Origin of the sequence: Amycolatopsis silviterrae, from assembly GCF_042684085.1 — a bacterium.
Lineage (GTDB): Bacteria > Actinomycetota > Actinomycetes > Mycobacteriales > Pseudonocardiaceae > Amycolatopsis > Amycolatopsis silviterrae.
Genome location: NZ_JBHUKS010000026.1, coordinates 411,605 through 435,086 on the forward strand (window position 1 = coordinate 411,605; position 23,482 = coordinate 435,086).

The 23,482-nt window shown below is 71.1% G+C and carries 24 protein-coding genes; 13 read left to right on the forward strand and 11 right to left on the reverse strand.

All coding sequences use genetic code 11. The annotated features are described in order from the left end of the window. Nucleotides 1–80: 80 nt before the first annotated feature. The gene (locus ACFSVL_RS33300) at nucleotides 81–545 is read left to right on the forward strand and encodes an anthrone oxygenase family protein (protein WP_378309896.1); all 465 of its coding nucleotides are present in this window, start codon (nucleotides 81–83) and stop codon (nucleotides 543–545) included. A 17-nt stretch (nucleotides 546–562) separates the two neighbouring features. Here the strand turns inward: ACFSVL_RS33300 and ACFSVL_RS33305 are convergent, their stop codons facing one another. Next, nucleotides 563–1,402 carry an alpha/beta fold hydrolase gene (locus tag ACFSVL_RS33305; protein ID WP_378309898.1) on the reverse strand — a complete coding sequence of 280 codons (840 nt, stop codon included), beginning with the start codon at nucleotides 1,400–1,402 and terminating at the stop codon, nucleotides 563–565. A 110-nt stretch (nucleotides 1,403–1,512) separates the two neighbouring features. On the opposite strand from ACFSVL_RS33305, the gene ACFSVL_RS33310 reads away from it, so the two are divergent. Continuing rightward, on the forward strand, nucleotides 1,513–1,992 hold the full coding sequence (locus ACFSVL_RS33310; protein WP_378309900.1) for an anthrone oxygenase family protein: 480 nt from the start codon (nucleotides 1,513–1,515) through the stop codon (nucleotides 1,990–1,992). A 563-nt stretch (nucleotides 1,993–2,555) separates the two neighbouring features. On the opposite strand, the gene ACFSVL_RS33315 is transcribed toward ACFSVL_RS33310, so the two are convergent. The 5 genes from ACFSVL_RS33315 to ACFSVL_RS33335 all read right to left on the reverse strand — a co-directional run bounded on the left by ACFSVL_RS33315 (nucleotide 2,556) and on the right by ACFSVL_RS33335 (nucleotide 6,338). Beyond that, on the reverse strand, nucleotides 2,556–3,044 hold the full coding sequence (locus ACFSVL_RS33315) for a GyrI-like domain-containing protein (RefSeq protein ID WP_378309902.1): 489 nt from the start codon (nucleotides 3,042–3,044) through the stop codon (nucleotides 2,556–2,558). A 32-nt stretch (nucleotides 3,045–3,076) separates the two neighbouring features. Continuing rightward, nucleotides 3,077–3,400, reverse strand: coding sequence for a YciI family protein (locus tag ACFSVL_RS33320; protein WP_378309904.1), 324 nt, complete (start codon nucleotides 3,398–3,400; stop codon nucleotides 3,077–3,079). Then, nucleotides 3,385–4,056 carry an alpha/beta hydrolase gene (locus tag ACFSVL_RS33325; protein WP_378309906.1) on the reverse strand — a complete coding sequence of 224 codons (672 nt, stop codon included), beginning with the start codon at nucleotides 4,054–4,056 and terminating at the stop codon, nucleotides 3,385–3,387. Before ACFSVL_RS33325 ends, ACFSVL_RS33320 begins: the two co-directional genes overlap by 16 nt. 109 nt (nucleotides 4,057–4,165) lie before the next feature. After that, nucleotides 4,166–5,494, reverse strand: coding sequence for an RNA polymerase sigma factor (locus ACFSVL_RS33330; RefSeq protein WP_378309908.1), 1,329 nt, complete (start codon nucleotides 5,492–5,494; stop codon nucleotides 4,166–4,168). 85 nt (nucleotides 5,495–5,579) lie between these two features. Beyond that, the gene (locus ACFSVL_RS33335; RefSeq protein WP_449224395.1) at nucleotides 5,580–6,338 is read right to left on the reverse strand and encodes a TetR/AcrR family transcriptional regulator; all 759 of its coding nucleotides are present in this window, start codon (nucleotides 6,336–6,338) and stop codon (nucleotides 5,580–5,582) included. 86 nt (nucleotides 6,339–6,424) lie between these two features. Between ACFSVL_RS33335 and ACFSVL_RS33340 the strand changes: the two genes are divergently transcribed. Continuing rightward, on the forward strand, nucleotides 6,425–8,926 hold the full coding sequence (locus ACFSVL_RS33340) for a DEAD/DEAH box helicase (protein ID WP_378309910.1): 2,502 nt from the start codon (nucleotides 6,425–6,427) through the stop codon (nucleotides 8,924–8,926). Beyond that, nucleotides 8,923–9,570, forward strand: coding sequence for an SWIM zinc finger family protein (locus ACFSVL_RS33345; protein WP_378309912.1), 648 nt, complete (start codon nucleotides 8,923–8,925; stop codon nucleotides 9,568–9,570). Before ACFSVL_RS33340 ends, ACFSVL_RS33345 begins: the two co-directional genes overlap by 4 nt. A gap of 112 nt (nucleotides 9,571–9,682) precedes the next feature. On the opposite strand, the gene ACFSVL_RS33350 is transcribed toward ACFSVL_RS33345, so the two are convergent. Next, a complete protein-coding gene (locus ACFSVL_RS33350) occupies nucleotides 9,683–10,339 on the reverse strand; it encodes a TetR/AcrR family transcriptional regulator (RefSeq protein WP_378309915.1) in 657 nt (218 codons plus the stop codon). Between the two features lie 108 nt (nucleotides 10,340–10,447). Between ACFSVL_RS33350 and ACFSVL_RS33355 the strand changes: the two genes are divergently transcribed. The 4 genes from ACFSVL_RS33355 (at nucleotide 10,448) to ACFSVL_RS33370 (ending at nucleotide 14,635) form a co-directional block, all read left to right on the forward strand. After that, complete coding sequence (locus ACFSVL_RS33355) at nucleotides 10,448–11,962, forward strand: CocE/NonD family hydrolase (RefSeq protein ID WP_378309917.1); 1,515 nt, start codon at nucleotides 10,448–10,450, stop codon at nucleotides 11,960–11,962. 11 nt (nucleotides 11,963–11,973) lie between these two features. After that, nucleotides 11,974–12,756: a cyclase family protein gene (locus tag ACFSVL_RS33360; protein ID WP_378309919.1), complete on the forward strand. Its 783-nt coding sequence runs from the start codon at nucleotides 11,974–11,976 to the stop codon at nucleotides 12,754–12,756. Beyond that, nucleotides 12,753–13,682: a fumarylacetoacetate hydrolase family protein gene (locus ACFSVL_RS33365; protein ID WP_378309921.1), complete on the forward strand. Its 930-nt coding sequence runs from the start codon at nucleotides 12,753–12,755 to the stop codon at nucleotides 13,680–13,682. Before ACFSVL_RS33360 ends, ACFSVL_RS33365 begins: the two co-directional genes overlap by 4 nt. Before the next feature lie 179 nt (nucleotides 13,683–13,861). Next, on the forward strand, nucleotides 13,862–14,635 hold the full coding sequence (locus ACFSVL_RS33370; protein WP_378309923.1) for a PE-PPE domain-containing protein: 774 nt from the start codon (nucleotides 13,862–13,864) through the stop codon (nucleotides 14,633–14,635). A gap of 212 nt (nucleotides 14,636–14,847) precedes the next feature. On the opposite strand, the gene rox is transcribed toward ACFSVL_RS33370, so the two are convergent. From rox to ACFSVL_RS33390, 4 genes are all read right to left on the reverse strand, one after another. Continuing rightward, complete coding sequence (rox, locus tag ACFSVL_RS33375; RefSeq protein WP_378309925.1) at nucleotides 14,848–16,275, reverse strand: rifampin monooxygenase; 1,428 nt, start codon at nucleotides 16,273–16,275, stop codon at nucleotides 14,848–14,850. 165 nt (nucleotides 16,276–16,440) lie between these two features. Next, a complete protein-coding gene (locus tag ACFSVL_RS33380) occupies nucleotides 16,441–17,085 on the reverse strand; it encodes a class I SAM-dependent DNA methyltransferase (protein ID WP_378309927.1) in 645 nt (214 codons plus the stop codon). Nucleotides 17,086–17,137: 52 nt separating this feature from the next. Beyond that, the gene (locus ACFSVL_RS33385; protein WP_378309929.1) at nucleotides 17,138–18,754 is read right to left on the reverse strand and encodes an acyl-CoA dehydrogenase family protein; all 1,617 of its coding nucleotides are present in this window, start codon (nucleotides 18,752–18,754) and stop codon (nucleotides 17,138–17,140) included. Then, nucleotides 18,738–19,343, reverse strand: a complete 606-nt coding sequence (locus ACFSVL_RS33390; RefSeq protein ID WP_378309931.1) for a TetR/AcrR family transcriptional regulator — start codon at nucleotides 19,341–19,343, stop codon at nucleotides 18,738–18,740. The genes ACFSVL_RS33385 and ACFSVL_RS33390 overlap by 17 nt, the downstream gene beginning before the upstream one ends. Nucleotides 19,344–19,796: 453 nt before the next feature. Between ACFSVL_RS33390 and ACFSVL_RS33395 the strand changes: the two genes are divergently transcribed. The 5 genes from ACFSVL_RS33395 (at nucleotide 19,797) to ACFSVL_RS33415 (ending at nucleotide 23,478) form a co-directional block, all read left to right on the forward strand. Further along, nucleotides 19,797–20,165, forward strand: a complete 369-nt coding sequence (locus ACFSVL_RS33395; RefSeq protein ID WP_378310110.1) for an ArsR/SmtB family transcription factor — start codon at nucleotides 19,797–19,799, stop codon at nucleotides 20,163–20,165. Between the two features lies 1 nt (nucleotide 20,166). Beyond that, nucleotides 20,167–20,817 carry an SRPBCC family protein gene (locus tag ACFSVL_RS33400; protein WP_378309933.1) on the forward strand — a complete coding sequence of 217 codons (651 nt, stop codon included), beginning with the start codon at nucleotides 20,167–20,169 and terminating at the stop codon, nucleotides 20,815–20,817. Beyond that, the gene (locus ACFSVL_RS33405) at nucleotides 20,814–21,305 is read left to right on the forward strand and encodes an SRPBCC family protein (protein WP_378309935.1); all 492 of its coding nucleotides are present in this window, start codon (nucleotides 20,814–20,816) and stop codon (nucleotides 21,303–21,305) included. Before ACFSVL_RS33400 ends, ACFSVL_RS33405 begins: the two co-directional genes overlap by 4 nt. A 266-nt stretch (nucleotides 21,306–21,571) precedes the next feature. Further along, nucleotides 21,572–22,438 (forward strand): LLM class flavin-dependent oxidoreductase, encoded by an 867-nt coding sequence (locus ACFSVL_RS33410; RefSeq protein WP_378309937.1) that lies wholly within the window; start codon nucleotides 21,572–21,574, stop codon nucleotides 22,436–22,438. A 329-nt stretch (nucleotides 22,439–22,767) separates the two neighbouring features. Continuing rightward, a complete protein-coding gene (locus ACFSVL_RS33415) occupies nucleotides 22,768–23,478 on the forward strand; it encodes an SDR family NAD(P)-dependent oxidoreductase (RefSeq protein ID WP_378309939.1) in 711 nt (236 codons plus the stop codon). The last annotated feature ends 4 nt before the right edge of the window (nucleotides 23,479–23,482 follow it).

Consider the following 23,482-nt stretch of genomic DNA (forward strand, 5'->3'; position numbering starts at 1 on the left):
CGAGTGGATAGCCGATGGATCGTCCAGGCCGGAGTGGGTTCACTGAGTTCCGTTCCCGACGGACGGAAGGCAGGACGACAATGGCGGCAGCGAAGGCGGTTCTGGTGGCGGCGGTGGTCGCGGCAGGACTGATCGCGGGCTTGTTCTACGCGTACGCGGTCTCGGTGATGCCGGGCCTCGCCCACGCTGACGACCACACGTTCGTGACCGCGATGCGCGAGATCAATGTCGCGATCCTGAACGGCTGGTTCCTCCTGTCGTTCCTGGGCGCGCCGCTGCTCGCGGTGGTTCTCTGTTTCATCAGCCGGGCGCGCGAAGGGCTGCCGTGGCTGATCGCGGGCGCGGTGCTGCTGGTGGCGATGCTGGTGATCACCGGCGCGGTCAACGTGCCGATGAACGACGCGCTCGCCGCGCAGGGTGCCGATCTCGCCGCCCTGCGCGCTCGGTTCGAGCAGCCGTGGGTGCTGTGGAACACCGTGCGGACGGTGGCGTCGGTGGCCGGGTTCGGGTGTCTCGTGGGTGCTTTGGCGACCCGGAGGGCATGATCTCCAGCCCGACCCGCTCAGACCGCCAGCATCGCCGCGGCGATCGCCCCGGCAGCGGCGTCCGGAATCGCACTCGCGGCGTCGTCCAGGACGAGCAGTCGCGCGCCGGGGATCTCACGGGCGAGGGCTTCTCCGTTGCCGACCGGGAAGAACACGTCGCGCCGCCCGTGCACCACGACGGCGGGAATCGCGATCTCCGGCAGCCGTTCGCGCCAGCGCGGCGTGCAGTCGAGCTTGGAGAACACCATGCCCAGCTGGTTGGCCATCTGCACGGCCGGCTCGGTGCTCGCCGCCCGATCGAAAACCCGGGCGGCCAAGGCCCGCGCCGCATCGGGATCGTTGCCGAGGACTACGGCACCAGCGGCGGCGTGCTCGGCGACGGCGGCACGGTCCGACCAGTCGGGCATCGGCCGGGAGAACAGTTTCCGCATTGATTCGGCGTCGTGGTCGGGCAGATCCGGGTCGACCGGACCCGGCGCGACGGGCCGCGTTCCGTAGAGGGTGAGGGCGGAGAACGCGTCCGGATGGTCGAGCGCGGCGACTTGGGCGACCATCCCGCTGACCCCGGTTCCGGCCAGGTGCGCGGGCCGGTCGTCGAGTTCGCGGGCGAGCGCGGCGGCGTCGGCGGCGAGGTCGCGCAGGGTGTAGGCCGGGGCGTCCGGGTCGAGGGCGGTCGAGGTGCCGGCGTCGCGGAGGTCGTAGCGGACGACGTGCCGTCCGCCCCGGGCGAGGGCCTCGCAGAGGGCGTCCGGCCAGGACAGCATCGTGGTGCCGCCGGCCAGCAGGACGAGCGGCGCGGCCGGGTCGCCGAAATGCTCGGCGCCGAGCGTGACGCCGTGGGGAAGAGTGTGCTGCATGACGGTCTCCTGTTGAGACGATCGCGCATGGTTCCGAGCGGATAACCGATGGATCGTCTCGCGGTCTGCGGGTTGACTGGGGTGTGTTGGGGGATTGGACGGGAGGCAGGGTGACGGTGATCGTTTCCGAGGTGGTGCTCGTGGCGGCGGTGGTCGCGGCGGGGCTGATCGCGGGGTTGTTCTACGCGTGGACGGTGTCGGTGATGCCGGGCCTCGCCCGCGCCGACGACCACACGTTCGTGACCGCGATGCGCGAGATGAACGTCGCCATCGTCAACGGCTGGTTCATGCTGTCGTTCCTGGGCGCGCCGCTGCTCTCGATCGCGGCGGTCGTCCTGCACTTGACGAGCGGTGCACAGGGCGGTTTGCCGTGGCTCGTCGCGGGCGCGGTGCTGCTGGTGGCGATGCTGGTGATCACCGGCGCGGTCAACGTGCCGATGAACAACGCCCTCGACAAGGGCACAGCCAGCGTCGCCGAGCTGCGCGCCCGGTTCGAGAAGCCGTGGGTCCGCTGGAACACGGCGCGGACGGTGCTGTCGGTGGCCGGATTCGGTTGTCTCGTAGGCGCTTTGGTCGCCCGGGGCGCGTGATCCCGGACGGATGGCGGGTCGGTCGGCGAGCTTGAGTGCGTTGGTGGCCCGGGATTTCCGGGCCACCAACGGATGAGTCGGCGAGCACGGAGGAGCCAGCGAGGCCGGGCAGTTGGCGGCTCGGGCCTTTTCCCGGACCGCTGATTCCCGTGCCGCCCCTGGCCCCGTCCGCTGGCGGCCGGTCGGCGCCTCTGGTGTTCCGGTGGTCAGGGCCTGGTCCCCGGACTATAGGCGGGCCGGTCGGCAAGACTGAGCGCATCGGACGACCCGGCGCCCTTCATCCCGGGCCACCAGCGGATCAGCCAACGGCCCGGAATCCGTCTGCCGCCCGAAATCCCGAGCCGCAGACGGCCGGCGAGCTGGCTGCCCGGCCCCACGGTCGCTGCCGGATCACGCAGCGCGCCCGAGCCCGTCAGCGACCCGGGCGCGTGACCCCGAGTCACCAGCAGCCAGCGAGCCTTAGCCCGCTGCAGCCCGGGACGTGATACCGAGAAGCAGGCAGGCCGGTCGGCGAACCAGGATGCCTGCCGAGGACCACCCGGTTCCCGAGCCAGCCAGCGGGGTCAGTCGGCGAGCCGGAAGCAGAGGTCGGTGTCCCAGTTCGCCGGGTCCGGCTCCACCTGCGGGTTGGTGCGGTAGATCTCGAGCCGGGCGGCCCAGTGCTCGCCGTCGGCCTCGACCGTGCGGTCCCAGCGCACCTCCTCCTTTTCGCCCCAGGCGAGCAGGTCGGCGGTCGCGGCGAAGAGGCCGTCCGGCGAGCCGTGGTGGGTGGCCTGTGCGTACTTCCCGGCGGGGAGGGCGGCGTTGAAGTAGTCGGCGCCGAGGTCGATGGGTTCGGCGACGGGCACTCCGGCCTCGACGGTGACGGTCTGCATGTCCGTGCCGAGCACGCGGTAGCGCAGGAACGGGGCGCAGGCCGGTTGGAGGCCGCGTTCGGCCAGCGCGCCGATGATCGCGGCGATCCGGTGCGCGACTTCGGCCATTCCGTCGAACGCGACCGTCGCGCGGTAGCCGACGTAGCGCTGCTCGTTTCTGTCCACAATGGAGGGCATGGGTTCCTTTCCGGAATACGGGAGCACGGGGCTCAGCCGAGGAGCGGGCGGACTTCGATGGTGCCGTAGGTGGCGGCCGGATGCCGGGACGCGTGGTCGACGGCCTCGTCGAGGTCGGCGCATTCGAGTACGGCGTAGCCGCCGATCTGGTCCTTGGTTTCGGCGAACGGCCCGTCGCTGAGAAGGACTTCCCCGTCCCGCACGCGCACCGTGGTGGCGGTCGCGGGCGGGTGCAGGCCTCCGCCGCCGACGAGGATGCCGCGTTCGAGCAGGTCCTCGGACCAGCCGCCGCAGCCGAGCGCGAGCTGTTCCTCGGTCGGTTCTTCGGAACCGGCGATCATCAGCAGGTAGCGCATTCGTTCTCCTGGTTCAGGGTTTCGGCGAGGCGGGCGGCGAACGCCTCGGGTTCGCCCGAGAAGCCGCCGTGGTCGCCCGGGAACCGGACGGGCTCGCCGCCGAGTGCGCGGGCCAGTCCGACGCCTGCCTCGTACGCCGGGGTCCCGGCCGCGTCGCCCACCGCGACGACGATCCGGGTGCCGGCGGCGGTGAGCGCGTCGAGGTCGGGTTCCCAGGCTCCGATGGCGGGCATCAGCCTGCCGAAGAACAGCTCGAAGTTATCGCGCATCCGTTCGCCTTGCGCGATTTCCTCGGCGGTGGGGTGCTCCGGGGGCGGCGGGATCTCGAACCCGCTGGCGGCCATGAACGCGCCCATCGCCGCGTCGACGCCCTGTTCCCGGTAGATCCCCGGGATGTCCGGGAAATCGGCCAGCAGTGCGCCGAGGTAGCGGCTGACCGGCGGTTCGTGCGCGACGAGCGTCCGCACCGCGCCGGGGTAGCGGGTGGCGTGTTCGAGCATGGTGATCGCGCCGCCGCTGTTGGCCAGCACCGAGACCGGGCCGCCGGGCAGTTCGGCGAGCAGCCGCTGCACGTCGTCGGCGTGCTGGCCGACCAGGTCGTCGGCGAGTTCGGCGGGCTGGCTGCGCGAGAGGCCGCGCGGGTCGAAGGTGACCACGGTGTAGCGGTCGGCGAGGCGCGGGCGAAGGGCGGCGAACGCGGTGGCGGCCCGGAGCCCGCGACGTCGTAGTGGATCTCCGCGCCGGGCGCGTGCAGGGTCTTGGTGATCATGGCTGTCCTTCCGAGGTTCGGGCCGGTTTGCCTTCCCGACGAACGGACGAGGCGGAGACAGACACCTCCGGCGGAGAAATTTCCGAAAGTCGTCTGCGAAGGTAGCTGCGTTCGGCTCCGGTGCGGGCCAGTTCGAGCGCTTCGGCATACGCGACCTGGGCTTCTTCGGTGCGGCCGAGCCTGCGGAGAAAGTCCGCGCGGGTGGCGGGCAGCAGGTGGTAGCCGGCAAGTTCGCCGGTGAGCCGGTCGGCGAGGGCGAGCCCGGCTTCCGGGCTGAACGCCATGCCGACCGCGACCGCGCGGTTCAGCTCGACCACCGGGCCCGGCCGGAAGCGCAGCAGTTCGAGGTAGAGCCCGGCGATCTGCGCCCAGTCGGTGTCCTCGGCGCGCGCGGCGGTGGCGTGGCACGCGGCGATCGCGGCCTGCACCTGATACGGGCCGGGGCTGCGACGGCGCAGCGCTCCCTCCAGCAGCGTGGTGCCCTCGGCGATCGCCTCGGTGTCCCACCGGCTCCGGTCTTGTTCGTCGAGCGGGATCAGTTCGCCGTCGGGCGCGTTTCGCGTGCCGCGGCGGGCGTGTTGCAGCAGCAGGAGCGCGAGCAGGCCGGTGGCTTCGGGTTCGTCCGGCATCAGCGTGCACAGCAGCCTGGCCAGCCGGATGGCCTCGGCGGCCAGGTCGGGGCGCTGGAGGTCGTCGCCGTCGCTGGCCGAGTAGCCCTCGTTGAACAGCAGGTACAGCACGCCGAGGACGGCGGCGGTGCGTTCGGGCAGCAGATGCGCGGGCGGCACCCGGTACGGGATCCCGGCGGCGCGGATCTTGCGTTTCACCCGGACGAGACGCTGCGACATCGTCGATTCGGACACCAGGAACGCGCGGGCGATCTCCGTGGTGCTGAGCCCGACGAGCGTGCGCAGCGCGAGCGCGACCTGCGCTTCGAACGCGAGCGCGGGATGGCAGCAGGTGAAGATGAGCCGGAGCCGGTCGTCCGGCACTCCGCTCGCTACACCGTCTTCGCCGTCTCCACTGTGGACAGTGGCCGGGTCTTCCGGGACGGCGAGGCGCGCGGCCTCCCGGAGTTTGCCCGCTCCGGTCGCCTCGCGCCGGAGCCGGTCGACGGCACGGTTGCGGGCGGCGGTGGTGAGCCAGGCCCCGGGGCGTTCGGGAACGCCGTCGCGCGGCCAGGTGCGCACGGCGAGCGCGAACGCGTCCTGGGCGCATTCCTCGGCGAGGTCCCAGTCTCCGGTGACGCGGATGAGCGTGGCCACGACGGAGCCCCACTCGTCGCGGAACGCCTGCGCGACCGCGGCGTCGTGCTCCCCAGCCACCGTTTGCCTCCCTTCTCGTCTCTGGCGAACGGGTTCCGCCGACACTCTCCGCACGGTAAACCCCGGCACCGACAATTTCGCGCGGTCAGGCTCCGGCGAGCTGAGCGATGCCGTCGAGGATGCGGTCGAGTCCGAAGCGGAAGTGGTGCTCGGGATCCGAGGAGCCGCCGTAGGTCTGGCCCGCGGTGGTGCCGACCCGGCTCGCGCGCGGGAAGTGCACCGGATCCGCCGCGGGGATCCCGGCCAGCACCGGCGCGGACCGGTTCCACCAGACCAGGTCGGTCATCCCGCTGCGGCGCGCGGCGCGGGACGCGTCCACCGAACCGCGCGCGGCGCCCGCGACCAGTCCGTTGACCAGACTGACGATCGCGTCGAGCTGCACGTCGTCGAGGCCGAGTTCGTCCATCGCGGCCAGCTCGCGCTCGTACTTGGCGAAGGTGTGCGGGCCCAGCGTCGGACGGCCGACGCGGATCTCCAGCAGCCACGGATGCCGGTGGTAGAGCCGCCACAGGTCTTCGGCGACCGCGGCGAGCCCGGCCCGCCAGCCTTCCGGCAGCTCGCCGGGGAGTTCGCCGTGCGCGTGGTCGAGCATCAGCTCCAGCAGCTCCTCGCGGCCGGGCACGTAGGTGTAGAGCGACATCGTCGCGACGCCCAGCTCGTCGGCGATCCGGCGCATGGTGACCGCGTCGAGCCCGTCCGCGTCCGCGATCCGGATCCCGGCCCGCACGACGTGCTCGACCGACAGCTTCGGCTTCGGGCCGCGGCGCGGGGGGCCGGGCACGCCCCACAGCAGTTCGATGGTGCGCCGCGGATCGCCGGGTTCGCCGGTGTCCAAGGTGTCCAATTTCTCTCCTCGTACAAAGTACAGAGTTTTCCGGTAGACTATCCCGGAGAGTCCAGCCAGGGGAGGGCGGAACGCTGAATTCAGTCGTGGTGGAACCGGGCCGGGTCGTGTTCTGGAGACCGGACGGCGCGGAGCCGGACGGTCCCGGGGCGCCCGGCACGGTCGAGGTCGTGCTGCCGGACGGGGTGCGCACAGTGCCCGCGCTGCGGGTGCCGGCCGCGGAGGCGGTGCCGGTGCTGCGGTCGCTGACCGAACCGTCAGCCGATCCGTCGGCGCGGTTCTGGGCGCTGGCGGCCGAGGCCGCGCACCGGCTCGCCGACGCGGGATGGACCGGGCCGCTCGACCCGGACGAGGAGGCGTGGCTGCGCCGGCTCGCCGACGCGATGCCGCCCCGCGCCCACGCGACGCCGATCCCGGGCGACCCGGCGCGGTTGCCGGAGCCGTATCCGCTGCTGCTGCGGTTCCTCGGCGACGTCGCGGGAGTGGAGCCCGCGCTGCGGGTGTCGCTGCGGATCGAGTCCGACGACCTGGCGGGCGGCCGGTTCCGCGCGGTCGTCCAGGTGCACGGCGGGACCGAGCCGCTGGTCGACGCCGAGGAGCTGTGGCGCACCGGCGCGCAGGAAGCGCGGCACGAGGTCCTGCTGGCGTTGCGGCGCGGGGCGGAGGTGTGGCCCGCGCTGGCTCCGCTGCTGTCGGCGGCGGTTCCGTCGTCGGTCGCGCTGGGGGACCGGGAGATCGCCGAACTGCTCGCCGGCGCGCTGGACGCGGCGGAGCTGTCGGTGCATTGGCCCGCCGAACTGTCCGGGCTGGCCGCGCGAGCCGTGGTCCGGCCCGGGGACGCCCCGTCCGACGCGCGGTCGTTCTTCGGCGGCGACCGGGTGCTGCAGTTCGACTGGCAGCTCGCGCTCGGCGGCGCCGAACTGACGGTCGCGGAACTCGACGCGCTCGCCGAGGCCCAGCGTCCGGTCGTGCGCCTGCGGGACCGGTGGGTGCTGCTCGACCGCAAGACCGCGGACCGGGCAAGGGACCGCACGCTCAAACCGCTCACCGCGATCGAGGCGCTCGGCGTCGCGCTCACCGGCCGCACCGAGGTCGACGGCGACGAGGTGGAGGTCCGCACCGACGGCTGGCTCGAAGACCTCCGCGCGCGGCTGTCCGCCGATCCCGAACCGGTGCCGCAGCCGGCCGGGCTGGCCGCGACCCTGCGCGACTATCAGCTGCGCGGACTGCAGTGGCTCGACACCGTCACCGGGCTGGGTCTCGGCGGCTGTCTCGCCGACGACATGGGGCTCGGCAAGACCGTCACGCTCATCGCGCTGCACCTGCACCGCGGCGCCGGCCCGACGCTGGTCGTGTGCCCGGCTTCGCTGCTGGGCACGTGGGAAACGGAGATCCGCCGGTTCGCGCCCGGCGTTCCGGTGCGGAGGTTCCACGGCACCGCGCGGTCGCTGGACGATCTCGGCGGCGGTTTCGTCCTCACCACCTACGGCACCCTGCGGACCGACCCCGCGCCGCTGGCCGACGTGAGCTGGGACCTGCTGGTCGCGGACGAGGCGCAGCACGTGAAGAACCACCGCTCCGACACGGCGAAAGCGTTGCGGCTGCTGCCTTCCGCCGCGAAGGTGGCGCTCACCGGCACGCCGGTGGAGAACACGCTCACCGAACTGTGGGCGATCCTCGACTGGACCACGCCCGGCCTGCTCGGCCCGCTCGCCGATTTCCGCACCCGCTGGGGCAAGCCGGTCGAATCCGGGGCGGATCCGGCGGCCGCGGAGCAGCTGTCCCGGCTGCTGCGGCCGTTCCTGTTGCGCCGCCGCAAATCCGACCCGGGCATCGCGCCCGAGCTGCCCGCCAAGACCGAGACCGACCGGCCGGTGTCGCTCACCGCCGAGCAGGCGGCGCTGTACGAGGCGACCGTGCGCGAGCTGATGGCCGACATCTCGGCGAGCGACGGCATGGCCCGCCGTGGCCGCGTGGTCAAGCTCCTCACCGCGCTGAAGCAAATCTGCAACCACCCCGCGCACTACCTCGGCGAGCCCGCCGACAGCCCGCTCGCCGGCCGGTCCGGGAAGCTCGAACTGCTCGACGAGTTGCTCGGCACGATCCTCGCCGAGGACGGCGCGGTGCTCGTGTTCACCCAGTACGTGGCGATGGCGCGGCTGCTCGAACGGCACCTCGCCGCGCGCGGCATCCCGGCGCAGCTGCTGCACGGCGGCACCCCGGTCGCCCGGCGCGAGGAGCTGGTCCGCGGCTTCCAGAACGGTGACGTGCCAGTGTTCCTGCTGTCTCTCAAGGCCGCGGGCACCGGGCTCACCCTCACCCGCGCCGACCACGTCGTGCACTACGACCGGTGGTGGAACCCGGCGGTCGAGGACCAGGCCACCGACCGGGCCTACCGGATCGGGCAGACGCGGCCGGTGCAGGTGCACCGGCTGGTCGCGGAAGGCACGGTGGAGGACCGGATCGCGGTGATGCTGCGCGAAAAACGGGCGCTGGCCGACGCGGTGCTCGCCTCGGGCGAGGCCGCGCTCACCGAACTCACCGACGCCGAGCTGGCCGAACTCGTCACCCTCCGGAGGCAGCGATGACCGACCGGGTCCGCGGATTCCCCGCGTTCCCCGCCCGCACCGGCCGCGGCCCGTTCGCCCGCACCTGGTGGGGCCGCGCCTGGCTGCAGGCGATGGAGGACACCGCGCTCGACCTGCGGCAGCTGAAGAAGGGCCGGAGCTACGCCGCGGCGGGACTGGTCGGGCCGATCACGGTCAGCCCCGGCCGGATCACCGCGACCACCGAGGACGCCGACGACGGCCCGTACCGCACCGGCGTGCACCTGGCCGAACTGTCCACATCGGACTGGGAGCTGCTGCTCGACCGCGCCGCCGACCACTCCGGGCACCTCGCCGCGCTGCTCGACCGGCATCTGCCGCCGGAGCTGGCCGAGGTCGTCCCGCTGCTGCCCGGCATCGGCGACCTCGACCCGGACTGCGACTGCCCCGGCTGGGAACTCCCGTGCCGGCACGCCGCCGCGCTGTCGTTCCAGGTCGCGTGGCTGCTCGACGCCGACCCGTTCCTGCTGCTGCTCGCCCGGGGCCGGACCGAGCAGGAAATCCTCGACGAACTCGGCCGCCGCACGGCCACCCGGGTCACCACGGGAGTGCTGGCCGCGGACGCGTACGCGAGGGAGGTGCCGCCGCTGCCGGATCTCGCGGAGTTCACGCCGCGCGTCCGCTGACCAACGCTCGCGCATGATCGGAGTCGCCGCAGTACTCGGAAAGGCCGTGCTGCATGGCTTTGCTGGCCAGCCGTGCGAGGTGACGGTGCACTGTCGGTCGTCGCGGTCTTGTTCAGCCGTGGCGACCGGCGGTGCCCGGCTCTTCGACGTTGCCGACCGCCCTTCTCCCCGGCCGCGCCTGCTCCAGGACGCCGAGCCCGTGGAGAAGGGTGTCGACGATACGGGCGGGCAGGTCCGGTTCGAGCGGCTCGCGGGTGAGCACGATCCGGAAATGCAGCGGCGCGACGAGCATCTCCAGCACGAAGCGGGGATCGGTGGCTTCGGGCAACTCTCCGCGCTCGACCGCCCGCGCGGCGATCTGGCCGGACTGGGCGTAGCGGGCGTTCCAGTACTGGTCGCGCAGTTGCCGGGTGGTCGGGTCGTCGCCTGCCGAGGCCAGTGTTCGCTCGAGGGCGTTGCCGGCGGGGGAGGTCAGGTACTTCGCGAGCGAGGTGGCGTAGGCGAGCAGATCGTCCCGCAAAGTCCCGTTGTCGGGCACCGGGAGCTGTTCGGCGGCGTCGGCGAGCAGGGCGTCGATGATGAGGTTTTCGCGGGTGCCCCAGCGGCGGAAGACCGTCGTCTCGTTCACCTGCGCGCGCTGCGCCACCTCGGACACCTTCAGGCCCGTCAGGCCTTCCTCCCGCAAGAGCTGGTTCGTGGCATCGAGGACCGCGGCGCGCACCCGGGCCGCGCGTCCGCCAGGCCGTCGCCGGACCTCCGCATCGCTCACGGGGCACCACTCTAATACAAGTCTGCTTGCTTTAGCGCGCGCCAGGAGCCATACTCCAGACGCAAGTCGACTTGCTTTAACAGTGACCCCCGCCCCAGGAGTACTGAGATGCGCATCGAACGGGACATCGAGGTCCCCACCCGCACCGGCTCGCCGATCCTGGCCGACGTGTTCCTGCCTGAAGACACCGGCGGCGCGTTTCCCGTGCTGGCGTCGATCAGCCCGTACGGCAAGGGCGTGCACTGGCCGGACCGCTACCCGCTCTACGAGCTGGTGCCGCACCACGAGCACATGGTCTGGGAGACCCCGGATCCGGAGTGGTGGACGGCGCGGGGCTATGCGGTGCTGCGCGCCGACACCCGGGGCACCGGCAAGTCGCCCGGCCGGATGGACCTGATGAGCCCGGGCGATTCCGAGGATTTCTACGACGTCGTCGAGTGGGCGGCCGAGCAGCCGTGGTCCACCGGCAAGGTGGCGTCCAGCGGCATTTCGTGGCTCGCGATGATGGGCTGGCGGGTGGCCGAGCTTCAGCCGCCGCACCTCGCCGCGATCGTGGCCTGGGAAGGCGCGACCGACTTCTACCGCGACTTCGTCTACCAGGGCGGCCTGTACGCCCACGGGTTCGTCGAGTTCTGGTGGGACCGCCAGATCACGCCCCAGCGCAACAGCGACGACGGCGACGACTGGCGCGAGGTGCTCCCGCGGCATCCTGTGCTCGACGACTACCACCGGGCGCACATGGTCGATCTCGACCGGGTCACCGTCCCGGTGCTGTCGGCCGGCAACTGGGGCGCCCTCCACGTCCACCTGCGCGGCAACCTCGAAGGCTGGGCCCGCGCGGCGTCGCCGGACAAGTGGCTCGTGGTGCACACCGGCACCCACATCGATCCCTACTACGCCGACTGGGCACTGGATCTGCAGCTGCGCTTCCTCGACCGTTTCCTCAAAGACCAGCCCGACCGGATGGACGGCGTGGCCCCGGTGCGGCTGGCGATCCGGCACGGGCGCGAGGTCGAATGGCGTGACACCACGGACTTCCCGCTCCCGCAGACGCAGTGGCGCGAGCTTCACCTCGGCGACGGCGTCCTCGACTGGAACCCGCCCGCGGACGCCGCGACGGTGCCCTATCCCGCCAGCTTCGACACCGCCCCGGTGTCCGAGCCGCTGGAGCTGACCGGTCCGGTCGCGCTGTGCCTGTGGCTCAGCGCCGAGCAGGACGACCTCGACGTTTTCGCGCGGGTGCAGCACATCGGCGCCGACGGCGAGCCGATCCCGGCGGTCGGCCCCCAGGGCGGCCCGGTCCCGATGACCATGGGCTGGCTCCGGGCTTCGCACCGCGAGACCGATCCCGAGCGGTCGCTGCCGCACCGGCCGTGGCACTCCCACGCCCGCGAGATCCCGCTCGTGCACGGCGAGCCGACCCTGCTCGAGGTCGAGATCTGGCCCACCAGCATCACCCTCGCCCCGGGCGAACGGCTGCGCCTGGAACTGGTCGCCGGGGACAGCGACCTCGGCTTCATGACCCACGACCACCCCGGTCTCCGCCGCCCGGCGACGACCGCCGTCGTCCATCTCGGCGGCGATCACGCCTCCCACCTGCTCGTCCCCGTCATCCCGCGATAAGAGGAAAACCCATGCGACAGCTCGTGGACATCTCGGTCCCGCTGCGGGCCGGGATCGCCTCCGACCCGCCCGGCCACCGGCCCTCGATCACCTACGTCGACCATCAGCAGTCGGTCCCGGATCTGCTCCGCTTCTTCCCGGGCGCGACGGCCGCGGACCTGCCCGACGGCGAAGGCTGGGCGATCGAGCGGATCGAGGCCACCACCCACACCGGCACGCACCTCGACGCCCCGTACCACTACGCGTCCACTATGGACGGAGGCCGCCGGGCCATCACGATCGACGAGGTACCCCTGGACTGGTGCTTCCAGCAGGGAGTCAAGCTGGACTTCCGCCACCTGCCCGACGGCCACGTCGTCACGCCAGCCGAGATCGACGCCGAACTCGACCGGATCGGCCACCGGCTGCGCCCGCTCGACATCGTGGTGGTCAACACCCGCGCCGGCACCCGCTACGGCGAGGACGACTACGTCAGCTCCGGCTGCGGGGTCGGCCGCGCCGCCACCCTGCACCTGCTCGAGCAAGGGGTGCGGGTGACCGGGACCGACGCCTGGAGCTGGGACGCCCCGTTCCTCTACACCGCCGAGCGCTACGCCCGCGACCGCGACGCCTCCGTCATCTGGGAGGGCCACCGGGCCGGCCGCGAGATCGGCTACTGCCACCTGGAGAAGCTGCACAACCTGGAGAACCTCCCGGCCACCGGGTTCCAGATCGCCTGCTTCCCGGTCAAGATCCACGCGGCCTCGGCCGGATGGACCCGCGCGGTGGCGATCTTCGACGAGGAGACGGCATGAGAATCGGCTCCCTGCCCGTCGACGGGGTGCCGCGCTACGGCCTCGTCGACGGCGATCGCATCGACCTGCTCCCCGAGACCGCGGACGTCTTCGAGGTGCTCGCCGCCGGAGATGCCACAGCGGCGAGCCAGCAGTCGGACTGGGACGAAACCGCGCCGGTCGCCGTCCCGGTGCCGGTCGCCAGCATCCGCGACTTCATCACCTTCGAACAGCACACCGCCGGCTCGCTCCGCGCGATCACCGGAAACAGCGAGGTCCCGGACGCCTGGTACGAGGCACCCGCCTTCTATTTCACCAACCCGCACGCGGCGATCGGCTCCGGCGCCCCGGTCCCGATGCCGCCCGGGTGCGAGGTGCTGGACTTCGAACTCGAGGTCGCGGCCGTGATCGGCACCGCGGGCTTCAACCTGTCCGCGGCCGAGGCCGTCGACCACATCGCCGGGTTCACCATCCTCAACGACTGGTCGGCCCGGGACCTGCAGAGCCGCGAAATGCGCGTCGGGCTCGGACCGGCGAAGGGCAAGGACACCGCCACCACGCTCGGCCCGGTGCTGGTCACCCCGGACGAACTGGCCGGCTTCGAGAGCGGCGGCCGGTACGACCTCGCCATGGAGGTCTTCGTCAACGACACCCGCGTCGGCGGCGACACGCTCGCGAACATGGCCTGGACCTTCGCCGAGCTGATCGCCTACGCGAGCCGCGGCACCTGGGTCCGGCCCGGCGACGTGCTCGGCTCCGGAACCTGCGGCAGCGGCTGCCTCGCCGAACTATGGGGCTGGCGCGGCGACCGGCAGCCGCCGCCGCTGCGCATCGGCGACACCGTCCGCATGACCGTGCAAGGGATCGGCACCGTGCACAACACCGTGGTCGCCGGTCCGCCCCTGCACGACGTTCCCCCTGCCCGCCGGGGGAGACGTCTGGCTTGACCGGCAAGGTCACCTGATCCGGTGGACTCGGATCGGGCGCCGGTGCCGCCTGACCAGCGGCATCGGCGAACGCCACGGTCCGGCGGCGATCATGCTTTCAGCAGGATTTCATCGATTCTCCGTAGCTTTCCGAACGCGTTCAGTAACGTGCTGACCATTCGACGCGGAGGGGACCCATTGTGAAGAAAGCCAGGAGGCTCGCGCTGATCGGCGCGGTCGTCGCCACGCTCGGCGCCGGATTCGTCAGCGCGGCACCGGCGTTCGCCGACGACGCGCACTACTACATCCTGATCGGCGGCACCTGCGACGGGAAAGCGTCGGTCTACCGCCCGGAGTGGCTGCAGGGCGGCATCGCGCGGGTCGTGGACTATCCCGCCGGAGCGGCCGGCGCGCCCAACTGCGACCAGACCCCGATGGACCAGAGCGTCGCGATCGGACACGACCGGGGCCGCCAGGTCGTCCAGGACGCCTTCCGCGAGAACCCCAACGCCGAGTTCACCGTCGTCGGCTACTCCCAGGGCGCGATCGTGGCGAACATGGTGCTGAACGACATCGCCGACGACCAGCTCGGCGTCGACAAGGCGAAGTTCAGCGCGAAACTCTTCGCCGACCCGATGCAGCCGCCCGGCCCGGCCGGAACCGGGATCAGCGCGACGCTCCCGCCGGGCACCGGCCTGCCGTCGCCGTTCGGCGGCTACGTGTCGTTCGGCGCGGGACGGCCGGACTTCGCCGGGGTGCGCTCCATCCGCTACTGCATCCAGACCGACGGCATCTGCGACTTCGACCCGATCCAGGCGGCCGGCGGCTACTTCGCCCAGCACTGGTGCTACCAGTGGCCGCGCCCGACCGACCAGCGGTCGATCATGGGGGACACCATCGCCGACGGCGTGTACACCAACACGTCCGTGCGGCTGGGCAAACAGGACTGCTGGGGCGGCCCCGTGCACCCCTGACCGCCAACGCCTTTCTTCAAGTCCGTGAGGGGCACCCTGGGGGAATCTGATTCCCCCAGGGTGCCCCTCACGGACGACACGCACTGGGCGGACACGCCTCAGCCACGCCCATAACGCCGCCTCAAGTCCCTGGCATTGCCCCTGACCGCGGTTGGGCGGGTTTCCCGGCACCCCCAGCGAAGCCGGGAAACCCGCCCAACCCGGCTACGTCCTCATCGCGCGGCGCCGAACCAGTGCAACAACTGCCCGTCCAGCTCCCGCTGATCCTCCCCGGCCCAGACCACGTGCCCGTCCGGCCGCAGCAGCACCGCCGGGACATCGAGGTCCTCGCTCACGTCCACGACGCGGTCGACCCGGTCCGCCCAGCCTTCCGCGGACAGCCGCCCGTTCTGGTCCAGCAGCAGCCCGCGGCCCTGGTGCATCAGCTCGTACAGCCGCCCGCTCTTGAGCGCCAGGTCCCGCATCCGGCGGCCGAGCAGCGGATGCCCGTCGCCGAAGTCGTAGCGGACGTCCAGCGCCAGCACCTTCTCCAGCAGCAGCTTGTTGACCTCCTCGAACGCCATCAGCTCGGTCATCAGCCGCCGCATCGCGCGCCCGTCCGGATCGGGCGACATCACCACGGCCTGCGCGCGCACGTTGTCCAGCACGGCGTCCGCGACCGGATGCCGCTCAGTCTCGTAGGTGTCCAGCAGCCCTTCCGGGGCCCAGCCGTTGACCTCGGCGGCGAGCTTCCAGCCGAGGTTGAACGCGTCCTGGATCCCGAGGTTGAGCCCCTGCCCGCCCAGCGGCGGATGGACGTGCGCCGCGTCGCCGGCCAGCAGCACCCGGCCGACCCGGTAGTGCTCGGCCTGCCGCGTCGCGTCCCCGAACCGCGAGAGCCACACAGGGGAGTGGACGCCGAAGTCCGTCCCGGCGTACTCGCGCAGCTGGTGCTTGACCTCGTCCAGCGTCGGCGTCCGCGCCGCCCGGTCCTCGACGACCCCGGCGGCAGGCACAACGACGCGGAACTTCCCGTTGCCGACCGGACCGACCCCGAACCACAGCTGCGTCTTGCGGATTTCCATCACCAGCGCGGCCACTTCGGCGGGATCCGCCGTCGCTTCCATCTCGCCCAGCAGCACCTCGCGCCGCGCGGGCTCGCCCGGGAACGCCACGCCCAGCGCCTTGCGCACCGTGCTCCGCCCGCCGTCGCAGCCGACCAGATAGCGCGCCCGCAGCTCGCTCCCGTCGGCGAGCGACACCGTCACCCCGTCGTCGTCCTGGCTCAGCCCGACGACCTCGCACCCGCGCCGGATCTCCGCGCCCGCTTTCACCGCATGCTCGGCCAGCAGCCGGTCGGTGCTCGGCTGCGGAAGCCCCAGCACGTACGGATGCGACGTGTCCAGCCGCTCCGGCGCGGGCCGCGCGATCCCCGCGAAGAAACCCCCGACCGGATGCGTCGACCCCTCGGCGAGGAACGGCTCCAGCATCCCCCGCTGGTCCAGCACCTCCATGCTGCGCGAGTGCATCCCCAGCGCGCGCACGAACTTCGGCGGTTCCGCCTCCTTCTCCAGCACGACCACGCGCACCCCGTGCAGCCGCAGCTCCGCCGCCAGCATCATGCCCGCCGGCCCGGCCCCCACCACGATCACGTCCGCCATGTACTTCTCGTCCCCGGTCCCGGAGCCCGCCCCGCCCGCGGCCTTTCCGCAGGCAGCGGCTCCGGCGGACGATTGTGGAGCACCACCCGGGCCTTGCCGCAAGCCCCGGGGTCCGCTATATGTTGAAGGGGGCAGGGAAAAGTCCCCGCCCCCTTCGGGCCTTCCTCAGCCTTCCTTGCGGGCCATCAAGTACGCCTGATCCGTCGAATCGAACGGCGGTTCCGGAGCCCGCACCAGCCGCGCCTCCACGACGAAACCGGCGTCGGTCAGCAACTGCGCCACGAAGTCCGGGTCCAGCCGGTACGCGTCGGCCCCGATGTCGTGGCCGTAGGCATTCTCGATGCGCTTGCGCTGGTTCTCGCCCACCTGGAACGCGGTCAGCAGCCAGCCGTCCGGACGCACCACGCGGGCGAGTTCCTTGGCCAGCACCGGAAGCTGCTCCGGCGGCGTGTGGATCAGCGAATACCAGGCGAGCGCACCGGCGAGCGAGGCGTCAGCCAAGTCGAGCGCGGCCAGCGTCCCGACCTCGAAGCGCAGGTGCGGGTGCGTCCGGCGGGCGATCTCGACCATCGCGGGGGACAGGTCGACGCCGAACACGTCCAGCCCCAGCGACGCCACGTACCCGGTCAGCCGCCCCGGCCCGCAGCCGAGGTCGCCCACCGGCCCCTCTCCGGTCCGCTCGGCGAAGGCGCCCAGCACCGCCCGGTCCCACGTGCTCGCTTTGAGCGCGTCCTTCAACAGCTCGGCGTAATTCTCGGCAACGGTGTCGTACGCGGTCCGCGTCTCCGTCACGTAAACAGGTTCGGTCACGGGCAGGGACAGTAGCCCGCTCCGCCGCGCCCTGTCCGGGGAAACACGCGGACTAGACGCGAGCGCGGGCGATGATCGCGGAAGTGTCGGTTCCAGCGGGCAAAGTGCCGAAAGCCAGGCCCCAGTCGCCGCCGAACCGCGTGCCGCAGAACGCGTCCGCCACCGCGCGCGGCGCGTGCCGCACGAGCAGCGAACCCTGCAGCACCAACGCCATCGACTCGACCACCCGGCGCGCCCTGAACTCCAGATCGTCCACATCGGACAGATCCTTCTTGAGCCGGTCGACCGCGTCGTCCAGCCGCGCGTCCCCGCCCGCCGCCTGTTCCACCTCGGCGAAAAACGCCGCCACCGACTCCGGCTGCCGTCCCATCGCGCGCAACGCGTCGAGCGCCGCGACGTTGCCCGAACCCTCCCAGATCGACATCAGCGGCGCTTCCCGGTACAGCCGCGGCATGCCCGACTCCTCGACATACCCGTTGCCGCCGAAGCATTCCAGCGCCTCGGCCGCGTGCATCGGAGCGCGCTTGCACACCCAGTACTTCGTCACGGCGAGCCCGAGCCGACGGAACGCCTGCTCCTGCTCGTCGTCGCGCCGGTCGCCCGCCGCGGCGAGCCGCATCGACGCCGCCACCGCCGCTTCCGCCTCGATCACCAGGTCTGCCAGCACATTCGCCATCAGCGGCTGATCCACGAGCGCCTTGCCGAACGCGTACCGGTGCGTCGCGTGATGCACCGCCCGGACCGCGCCCAGCCGCATGCCCGACGAACTCCCGAGCGCGCAGTCGAGCCGGGTGTTGTTGACCATCTCGATGATCGTGCGGACCCCGCGGCCTTCCTCGCCGACGAGCCAGCCCACCGCGTCGTCGTACTCGATCTCCGACGACGCGTTCGACCGGTTGCCGAGCTTGTCCTTCAAGCGCTGCAACCGGATCGGGTTCCGGCTGCCGTCCGGGAGCACGCGGGGGAGCAGGAAGCACGACAGCCCGCCGGGAGCCTGCGCGAGCGTGAGGAACAGGTCCGACATCGGCGCGCTGGTGAACCACTTGTGCCCGACCAGCCGGTACGTCCCGTCGCCCGCGGGCCGCGCCGCGGTGGTGTTGGCACGGACGTCCGACCCGCCCTGCTTCTCGGTCATCGACATGCCCGCGATCAAGCCGCGCTTCGTGCCCGGCTCGCGCAACCCGAAGTCGTACTCGGTCGACGCCAGCAGCGGCTCGTACTTCCCGGTCAGCTCCGGATTCGCGCGCAACGCCGGAACCGCCGCGTAGGTCATGGAAATCGGGCAGGTGTGCCCCGCCTCGGACTGGCTCCAGACGTAGAACTTCGCCGCCCGCGCCGCGTGCGCGCCCGGCCGCTCGTCCCGCCACGGCGCGGCCTGCAACCCGTGCGACACCGCGACATCCATCAGATCGTGCCAATGCGGATGGAACTCGACCTCGTCGATCCGGTGCCCGTAGCGGTCGTGCGTGCGCAGCACCGGCTCGTTCTCGTTGACCAGCCGGCTCCACTCCTGCACCCGCTCGCTCCCGGCCAGCCGACCCAGCTCGTGCAGCTCGTCGACGACCCACGACGCATCCGTCCGCCCGACCGCCTCCGCCAAAGCCGGATCGGCGGCGACATCGTGCTCCAGCGGCGGAACCTGATTGACGACCTCATGCGTTGCGGGCATCCGAACCTCCCAGTGACCGCACGACGAACGTGCTCAACTCGCTGACCTCCGCCGACCCGCCGCTGGTCAGCGGGCCGATCAACACCTCCGCGGCTGCCCCGACGAGCGCCGCGGCACTCACCCCCGCGTCCTGCGCGGGCAACCGGCCCGTCCGCACCCCTTCGGCGACATGCTCGGCCACGACGTCCCGGAACACCCGCCGGAACTCCAGCCGCTCCGCGTCGATCACCGCGTCCACCGGCTCGGCCAGCAGTGCATACGCCAGCCGAGGCGCCTTCAACGCCCGCACCGCGAACGTCTCGAACACCGCCACCACCCGCGCCACCGGATCAGCCGGCCCGGCCGCCGCCGACCGCACCGCCTCGACCTCGCGCGACACGACCTGCCGGAACACCCGCACGACCAGATCGGCCTTGGTGGGGAAGTGCCGGTACACCGTGCCCACCGCGACGCCCGCCCGCTCGGCGACCGCGGCTACCGAACAGCCGGAGTACCCGTGCTCGGCCAGCTGACGCACGGTGGCGTCGAGGATCGTGTCCCGGAGCGCGTCGAGCCGCTCCTGGACTTTCGGCGTTCTGCGGTAAGCCACGGCAAGAAGTGAACCACTGATTCACAACTTGCGTCAACGGATGGCGGCGTCCCGGCAGAATCGGCTGCCCTCGATCCGCCCCAGCTACAACACCAGGGGGCCGATCGTTGCCGGGCACCCGCAAGGGCACCTCGACATCCTCCGCTCCTCAACGAGGCATGGCGACTCTACGAGCCGCGCCGCACAGCGCCGTAAGTGCTCAGTGAGTCGGCCCGAAGTTCAACCTGAATCCGTACGGCGACTGCTTGTCGGGCCCGATCTTGAACAGAACTCGAGGTCGACCGCTGCTCGCTCTTGCTAGGCAACGGACCGCACAGCGAGATGGCTGGGTGACAAGGCGGTCTAGGTCAACACCAGCATCGGTGAGACGTATCGGATGTCGATGGGCGTCGATACCGCAGGCTAGAGTGCCAGCACTGGCTTATATAAGGCATACCTGGCATGATCCTGGCCGTGCACGCGTTCGACATCCTCGGTGACCCGGTGCGCCGGCGCATTCTCGAGCTGCTCGCCGACGGTGAGCAGACCTCGGGCGCGATCACGGAGGTGGTTCGGGCCGAGTTCGCACTGTCCCAGCCAGCTGTCTCTCAGCATCTGCGCGTTCTGCGTGAGAGCGGATTAGCGTCAGTCCGGGCTGAGGGGGCTCGCCGGTTCTACGCCGTCGACCCCTCGCCGCTCAGCGAGGTTGACGTGTGGCTGGACAGGTTTCGCGGGTTCTGGGACCAGCGGCTCGATGCCCTGGGAACCGAGCTGGCCCGCGGCAGACGCACATCCCGAACCTCAGGTGCTGGCAAGGCCGATCCGCCAGACAAAGGAACATGACATGAAGGACGTACTGAACGAACTGGCCGCTGCGCGCCGGACGATGGGCAAAGCGACTCTGCTCGCCGGCGACGCCTACACGATGGAGCTACGGCGTCGCTACGACGCACCGGTCGACGACGTGTGGGACGCCATCACCGACCCCGAGCGACTGGGCCGCTGGTTGAAGTCGGTCACCGGGGACCTGCGGCTCGGCGGGTCGTTCGAGCTGGACGGCGGTGAGCACGGCGAGATCCTCCGGTGCGAACCGCCGCGGCTGCTTCGGGTGTCCTGGCTCTTCGGACCGGACGCCGACGAGTGGCCGGGCACGAGCGAAGTGGAGGTGCGTCTGTCCCCGGGCCCTGCCGGGGACACCGAGTTCGAACTGGTCCACGCAGCGGCCGTCGGGGAGCCCATGTTCCCGACCTACGGCCCAGGTGCCGGCGGTGTGGGCTGGGACCTGCATCTCCTCGCCCTGACCCGGTTCCTGGCCGACGGCGAGACCCTCGACCACGAGGAGTTCCAGACCTCGTCCACGGGGCGCGAGTTCGTGCGGCGCAGCGCCGCGGCATGGGGCGAAGCTCACCTGGCCGCCGGCGGCGACCCGGATCACGTGGCGGCCGCGGTCGAGGCCACCACCGCGTTCTACGCACCCGAAGGGAACGCGCGATGAAGTACACCATCTCGATCGAAATCGCCCTGCCCCGCCAGAAGGTGGTCCACCTGGTCGCCGACCCGGCGCACATGCAGAAGTGGCTGCGCGGCCTGGTACTGCACGAGCCGATAAACGGAGCGCATGGCGAGGTCGGCACCACCTCGCGAGTCGTGTTTCAAATGGGGAAGCAGAGGATGGAGGCCACCGAGACCATCACGCGCCGGGAACCCGCAGACCTGCGCGCGATTCCCAGGGCGGTCGTCGTGCACTACGACCGCGAGATCGTCGGTGCCGGAATGTGGCAGGCGCAGCGCGACCGGATCATCGACGCCGGTCCGGACACGACGCTGTGGGAGAGCGAGAGCGAGTTCCGGTTCGACGGGTTGCCGATGCGACTGGTTGGGCGTCTGATGCCAGGCACCTTCCGCAAGCAGTCGCGGCAGCATATGCAGGACTTCAAGGCGTTCGCCGAACAGGGGACGGACGTCCGACAAGGAACGAACTGATCTGTCGCGGTCAGCGACGGCAATCCCTGCGATGACCCGATTCTCGGAGCGCCCCGTCACGGGATCTTGGGGCGTGACCATCATGAAGCACTGGCGTTCTCACGGCCCGGTTCTCAGCGAACGCTCCCATCCGGAGACTTCCCGGCACCACTCGACCCGCGAACGATCACTAAGAGACTGTCCATCGACCCAACCTGTTCGCAGCCCACCCCGCACGTCCTTAAATCGCTTGCCGCACCACGCCTTCCGCCGGGACCATGCCCGTCATGCGCTTCTCGATCAACATCCCGAACTTCGGCGACTTCGCCGACGCCAGGACCGTGGCGAGAGTGGCAGCAGCGGCCGAACAAGACGGCTGGGACGCGCTGTTCATCTGGGACCACGTCGTCCACGACAAAGACATCCGCCGAGACCAGCCGTTCGGCGACCCCTGGATGCTGCTGACCGCGGCCGCACTCGCGACCTCCCAGCTCAAACTCGGCACGTTGGTCACCGCGGTGCCCCGCCGCCGCCCCGAACACCTCGCCCGCCAGGTCGCCACCCTCGACGCCCTCAGCAACGGACGAGTCATCTTCGGCGCCGGCCTAGGCGGCCCGATCCAGGACGAATTCGGCAGCTTCGGCGAACCCACCGACCCCGTCGTCCTCGCCGAACACCTCGACGAAAGCCTCAACCTGCTCGACCGATACTGGTCCGGAAACCCCGTCAACCACGACGGCAAGCACTACCAAGTCCGCGACGTCACCCTCCGGCCCGCCACCGTCCAGCAACCACGCCCGCCCGTCTGGCTCGCCGCCGTCTGGCCCAACCGCAGGCCAGTCCGCCGCGCCGCCCGCTGGGACGGCCTGGCCCCACTGTTCAAAAACGCCACCCACGGCGTCGTCCCGCCCGTGGAAGACGTCCGCGACGTCGTGTCCTACGCCCGAAAACACGGCGCGGGGGAGAAGTTCGAATTCGTCGTCGGCGGCCGCACCCCCGGCGACCCGGCCCGCGCCCACGACCTCATCGCCCCACTAGCCGAAGCCGGCGCGACCTGGTGGGACGAACGACAGCTCATCACCACCGACGACATCGACCGCCTCGAACCCACCCTGCGCCGCATCAGCCAAGGCCCGCCAAGGGGAGTGGGCTAAACCGCTCCGCCAACGGCCGCACCGACTCCGCGGACACGTCGCCGCGCAGCCCCTACACCGGAAGGAACCAAACCGTCGTCCTGGTAGCCCCGTCCGACGGCACCGCAGCCAGTTCGTCAGCCGGGACACCGCGATGGGTGTGCACCAACCACTCGCTCGATGCTGCGACCACCGACATCCCGTACCGCGGATGCCCGTTGGGGAGGGGAGTGGCGGGCGGAAAATCGAAGTACCGCAAGTCCTTCGTCGCCACCACCGGCTTCCGCGACCGCCCGGCCCGCCCACCGAAATTTGACCTGGTCCACGCTCCAGCACCTAGCGTCGCGGCCATGACCACAACACTCATCACCGGTGCCACCAAAGGACTCGGCTACGAAACCGCCCGCCGCCTGATCGCCGCCGGGCACACTGTCTACATCGGCGCCCGCGACGCCACCCGAGGCCAACGAGCCGCGGCGGAACTCGGCGCACGAACCGTCCAGCTCGACGTCACGGACGAGGCATCAGTGCGCGCCGCAGCGAAAACCATCGAGGCCGACGGGGGACTGGACGTCCTCGTCAACAACGCAGGCATCGCCGTCGAACTGCAGAGCAACGGGGAATCGACCGGCGCGGCCGACACCACTGCGGACCTGATGCGGGAAACGTTCGAGACCAACGTCTTCGGCGTCGTGCGAGTGCTGCATGCATTCCTGCCGCTCCTGGAACGTTCGTCCGCGCCGGTGGTCGTGAACGTCAGCAGCGCACTGGGATCGCTGGGCAGGATGACGGACCCGGCAACGCATCAGCACGCGTACCCCGGCGTGGCGTACCCAGCGTCGAAGGCCGCGGTGAACATGGTGACGGTGCAGTACGCGAAGGCGTTCCCGGCCATCCGGATCAACGCGGTCGAGCCCGGGTACACCCGAACGGACATCAACGGACAACGCGGCGGCCAGCCGGTCGAACAGGGCGCGGAGATCATCGTCCGGATGGCGCAGATCGAAACGGACGGACCAACCGGCACCTACTCGGACATCGACGGCCCGCTGGCGTGGTGAGATC

Coding starts and splice junctions, on each gene's coding strand:
- ACFSVL_RS33300 (WP_378309896.1), top strand. CDS start 81: ATGGCGGCAGCGAAGGCGGTTCTGGTGGCGGCGGTGGTCGCGGCAGGA.
- ACFSVL_RS33305 (WP_378309898.1), bottom strand. CDS start 1,402: ATGCAGCACACTCTTCCCCACGGCGTCACGCTCGGCGCCGAGCATTTC.
- ACFSVL_RS33315 (WP_378309902.1), bottom strand. CDS start 3,044: ATGCCCTCCATTGTGGACAGAAACGAGCAGCGCTACGTCGGCTACCGC.
- ACFSVL_RS33320 (WP_378309904.1), bottom strand. CDS start 3,400: ATGCGCTACCTGCTGATGATCGCCGGTTCCGAAGAACCGACCGAGGAA.
- ACFSVL_RS33345 (WP_378309912.1), top strand. CDS start 8,923: ATGACCGACCGGGTCCGCGGATTCCCCGCGTTCCCCGCCCGCACCGGC.
- ACFSVL_RS33355 (WP_378309917.1), top strand. CDS start 10,448: ATGCGCATCGAACGGGACATCGAGGTCCCCACCCGCACCGGCTCGCCG.
- ACFSVL_RS33360 (WP_378309919.1), top strand. CDS start 11,974: ATGCGACAGCTCGTGGACATCTCGGTCCCGCTGCGGGCCGGGATCGCC.
- ACFSVL_RS33365 (WP_378309921.1), top strand. CDS start 12,753: ATGAGAATCGGCTCCCTGCCCGTCGACGGGGTGCCGCGCTACGGCCTC.
- rox (WP_378309925.1), bottom strand. CDS start 16,275: ATGGCGGACGTGATCGTGGTGGGGGCCGGGCCGGCGGGCATGATGCTG.
- ACFSVL_RS33385 (WP_378309929.1), bottom strand. CDS start 18,754: ATGCCCGCAACGCATGAGGTCGTCAATCAGGTTCCGCCGCTGGAGCAC.
- ACFSVL_RS33400 (WP_378309933.1), top strand. CDS start 20,167: ATGAAGGACGTACTGAACGAACTGGCCGCTGCGCGCCGGACGATGGGC.
- ACFSVL_RS33405 (WP_378309935.1), top strand. CDS start 20,814: ATGAAGTACACCATCTCGATCGAAATCGCCCTGCCCCGCCAGAAGGTG.
- ACFSVL_RS33410 (WP_378309937.1), top strand. CDS start 21,572: ATGCGCTTCTCGATCAACATCCCGAACTTCGGCGACTTCGCCGACGCC.
- ACFSVL_RS33415 (WP_378309939.1), top strand. CDS start 22,768: ATGACCACAACACTCATCACCGGTGCCACCAAAGGACTCGGCTACGAA.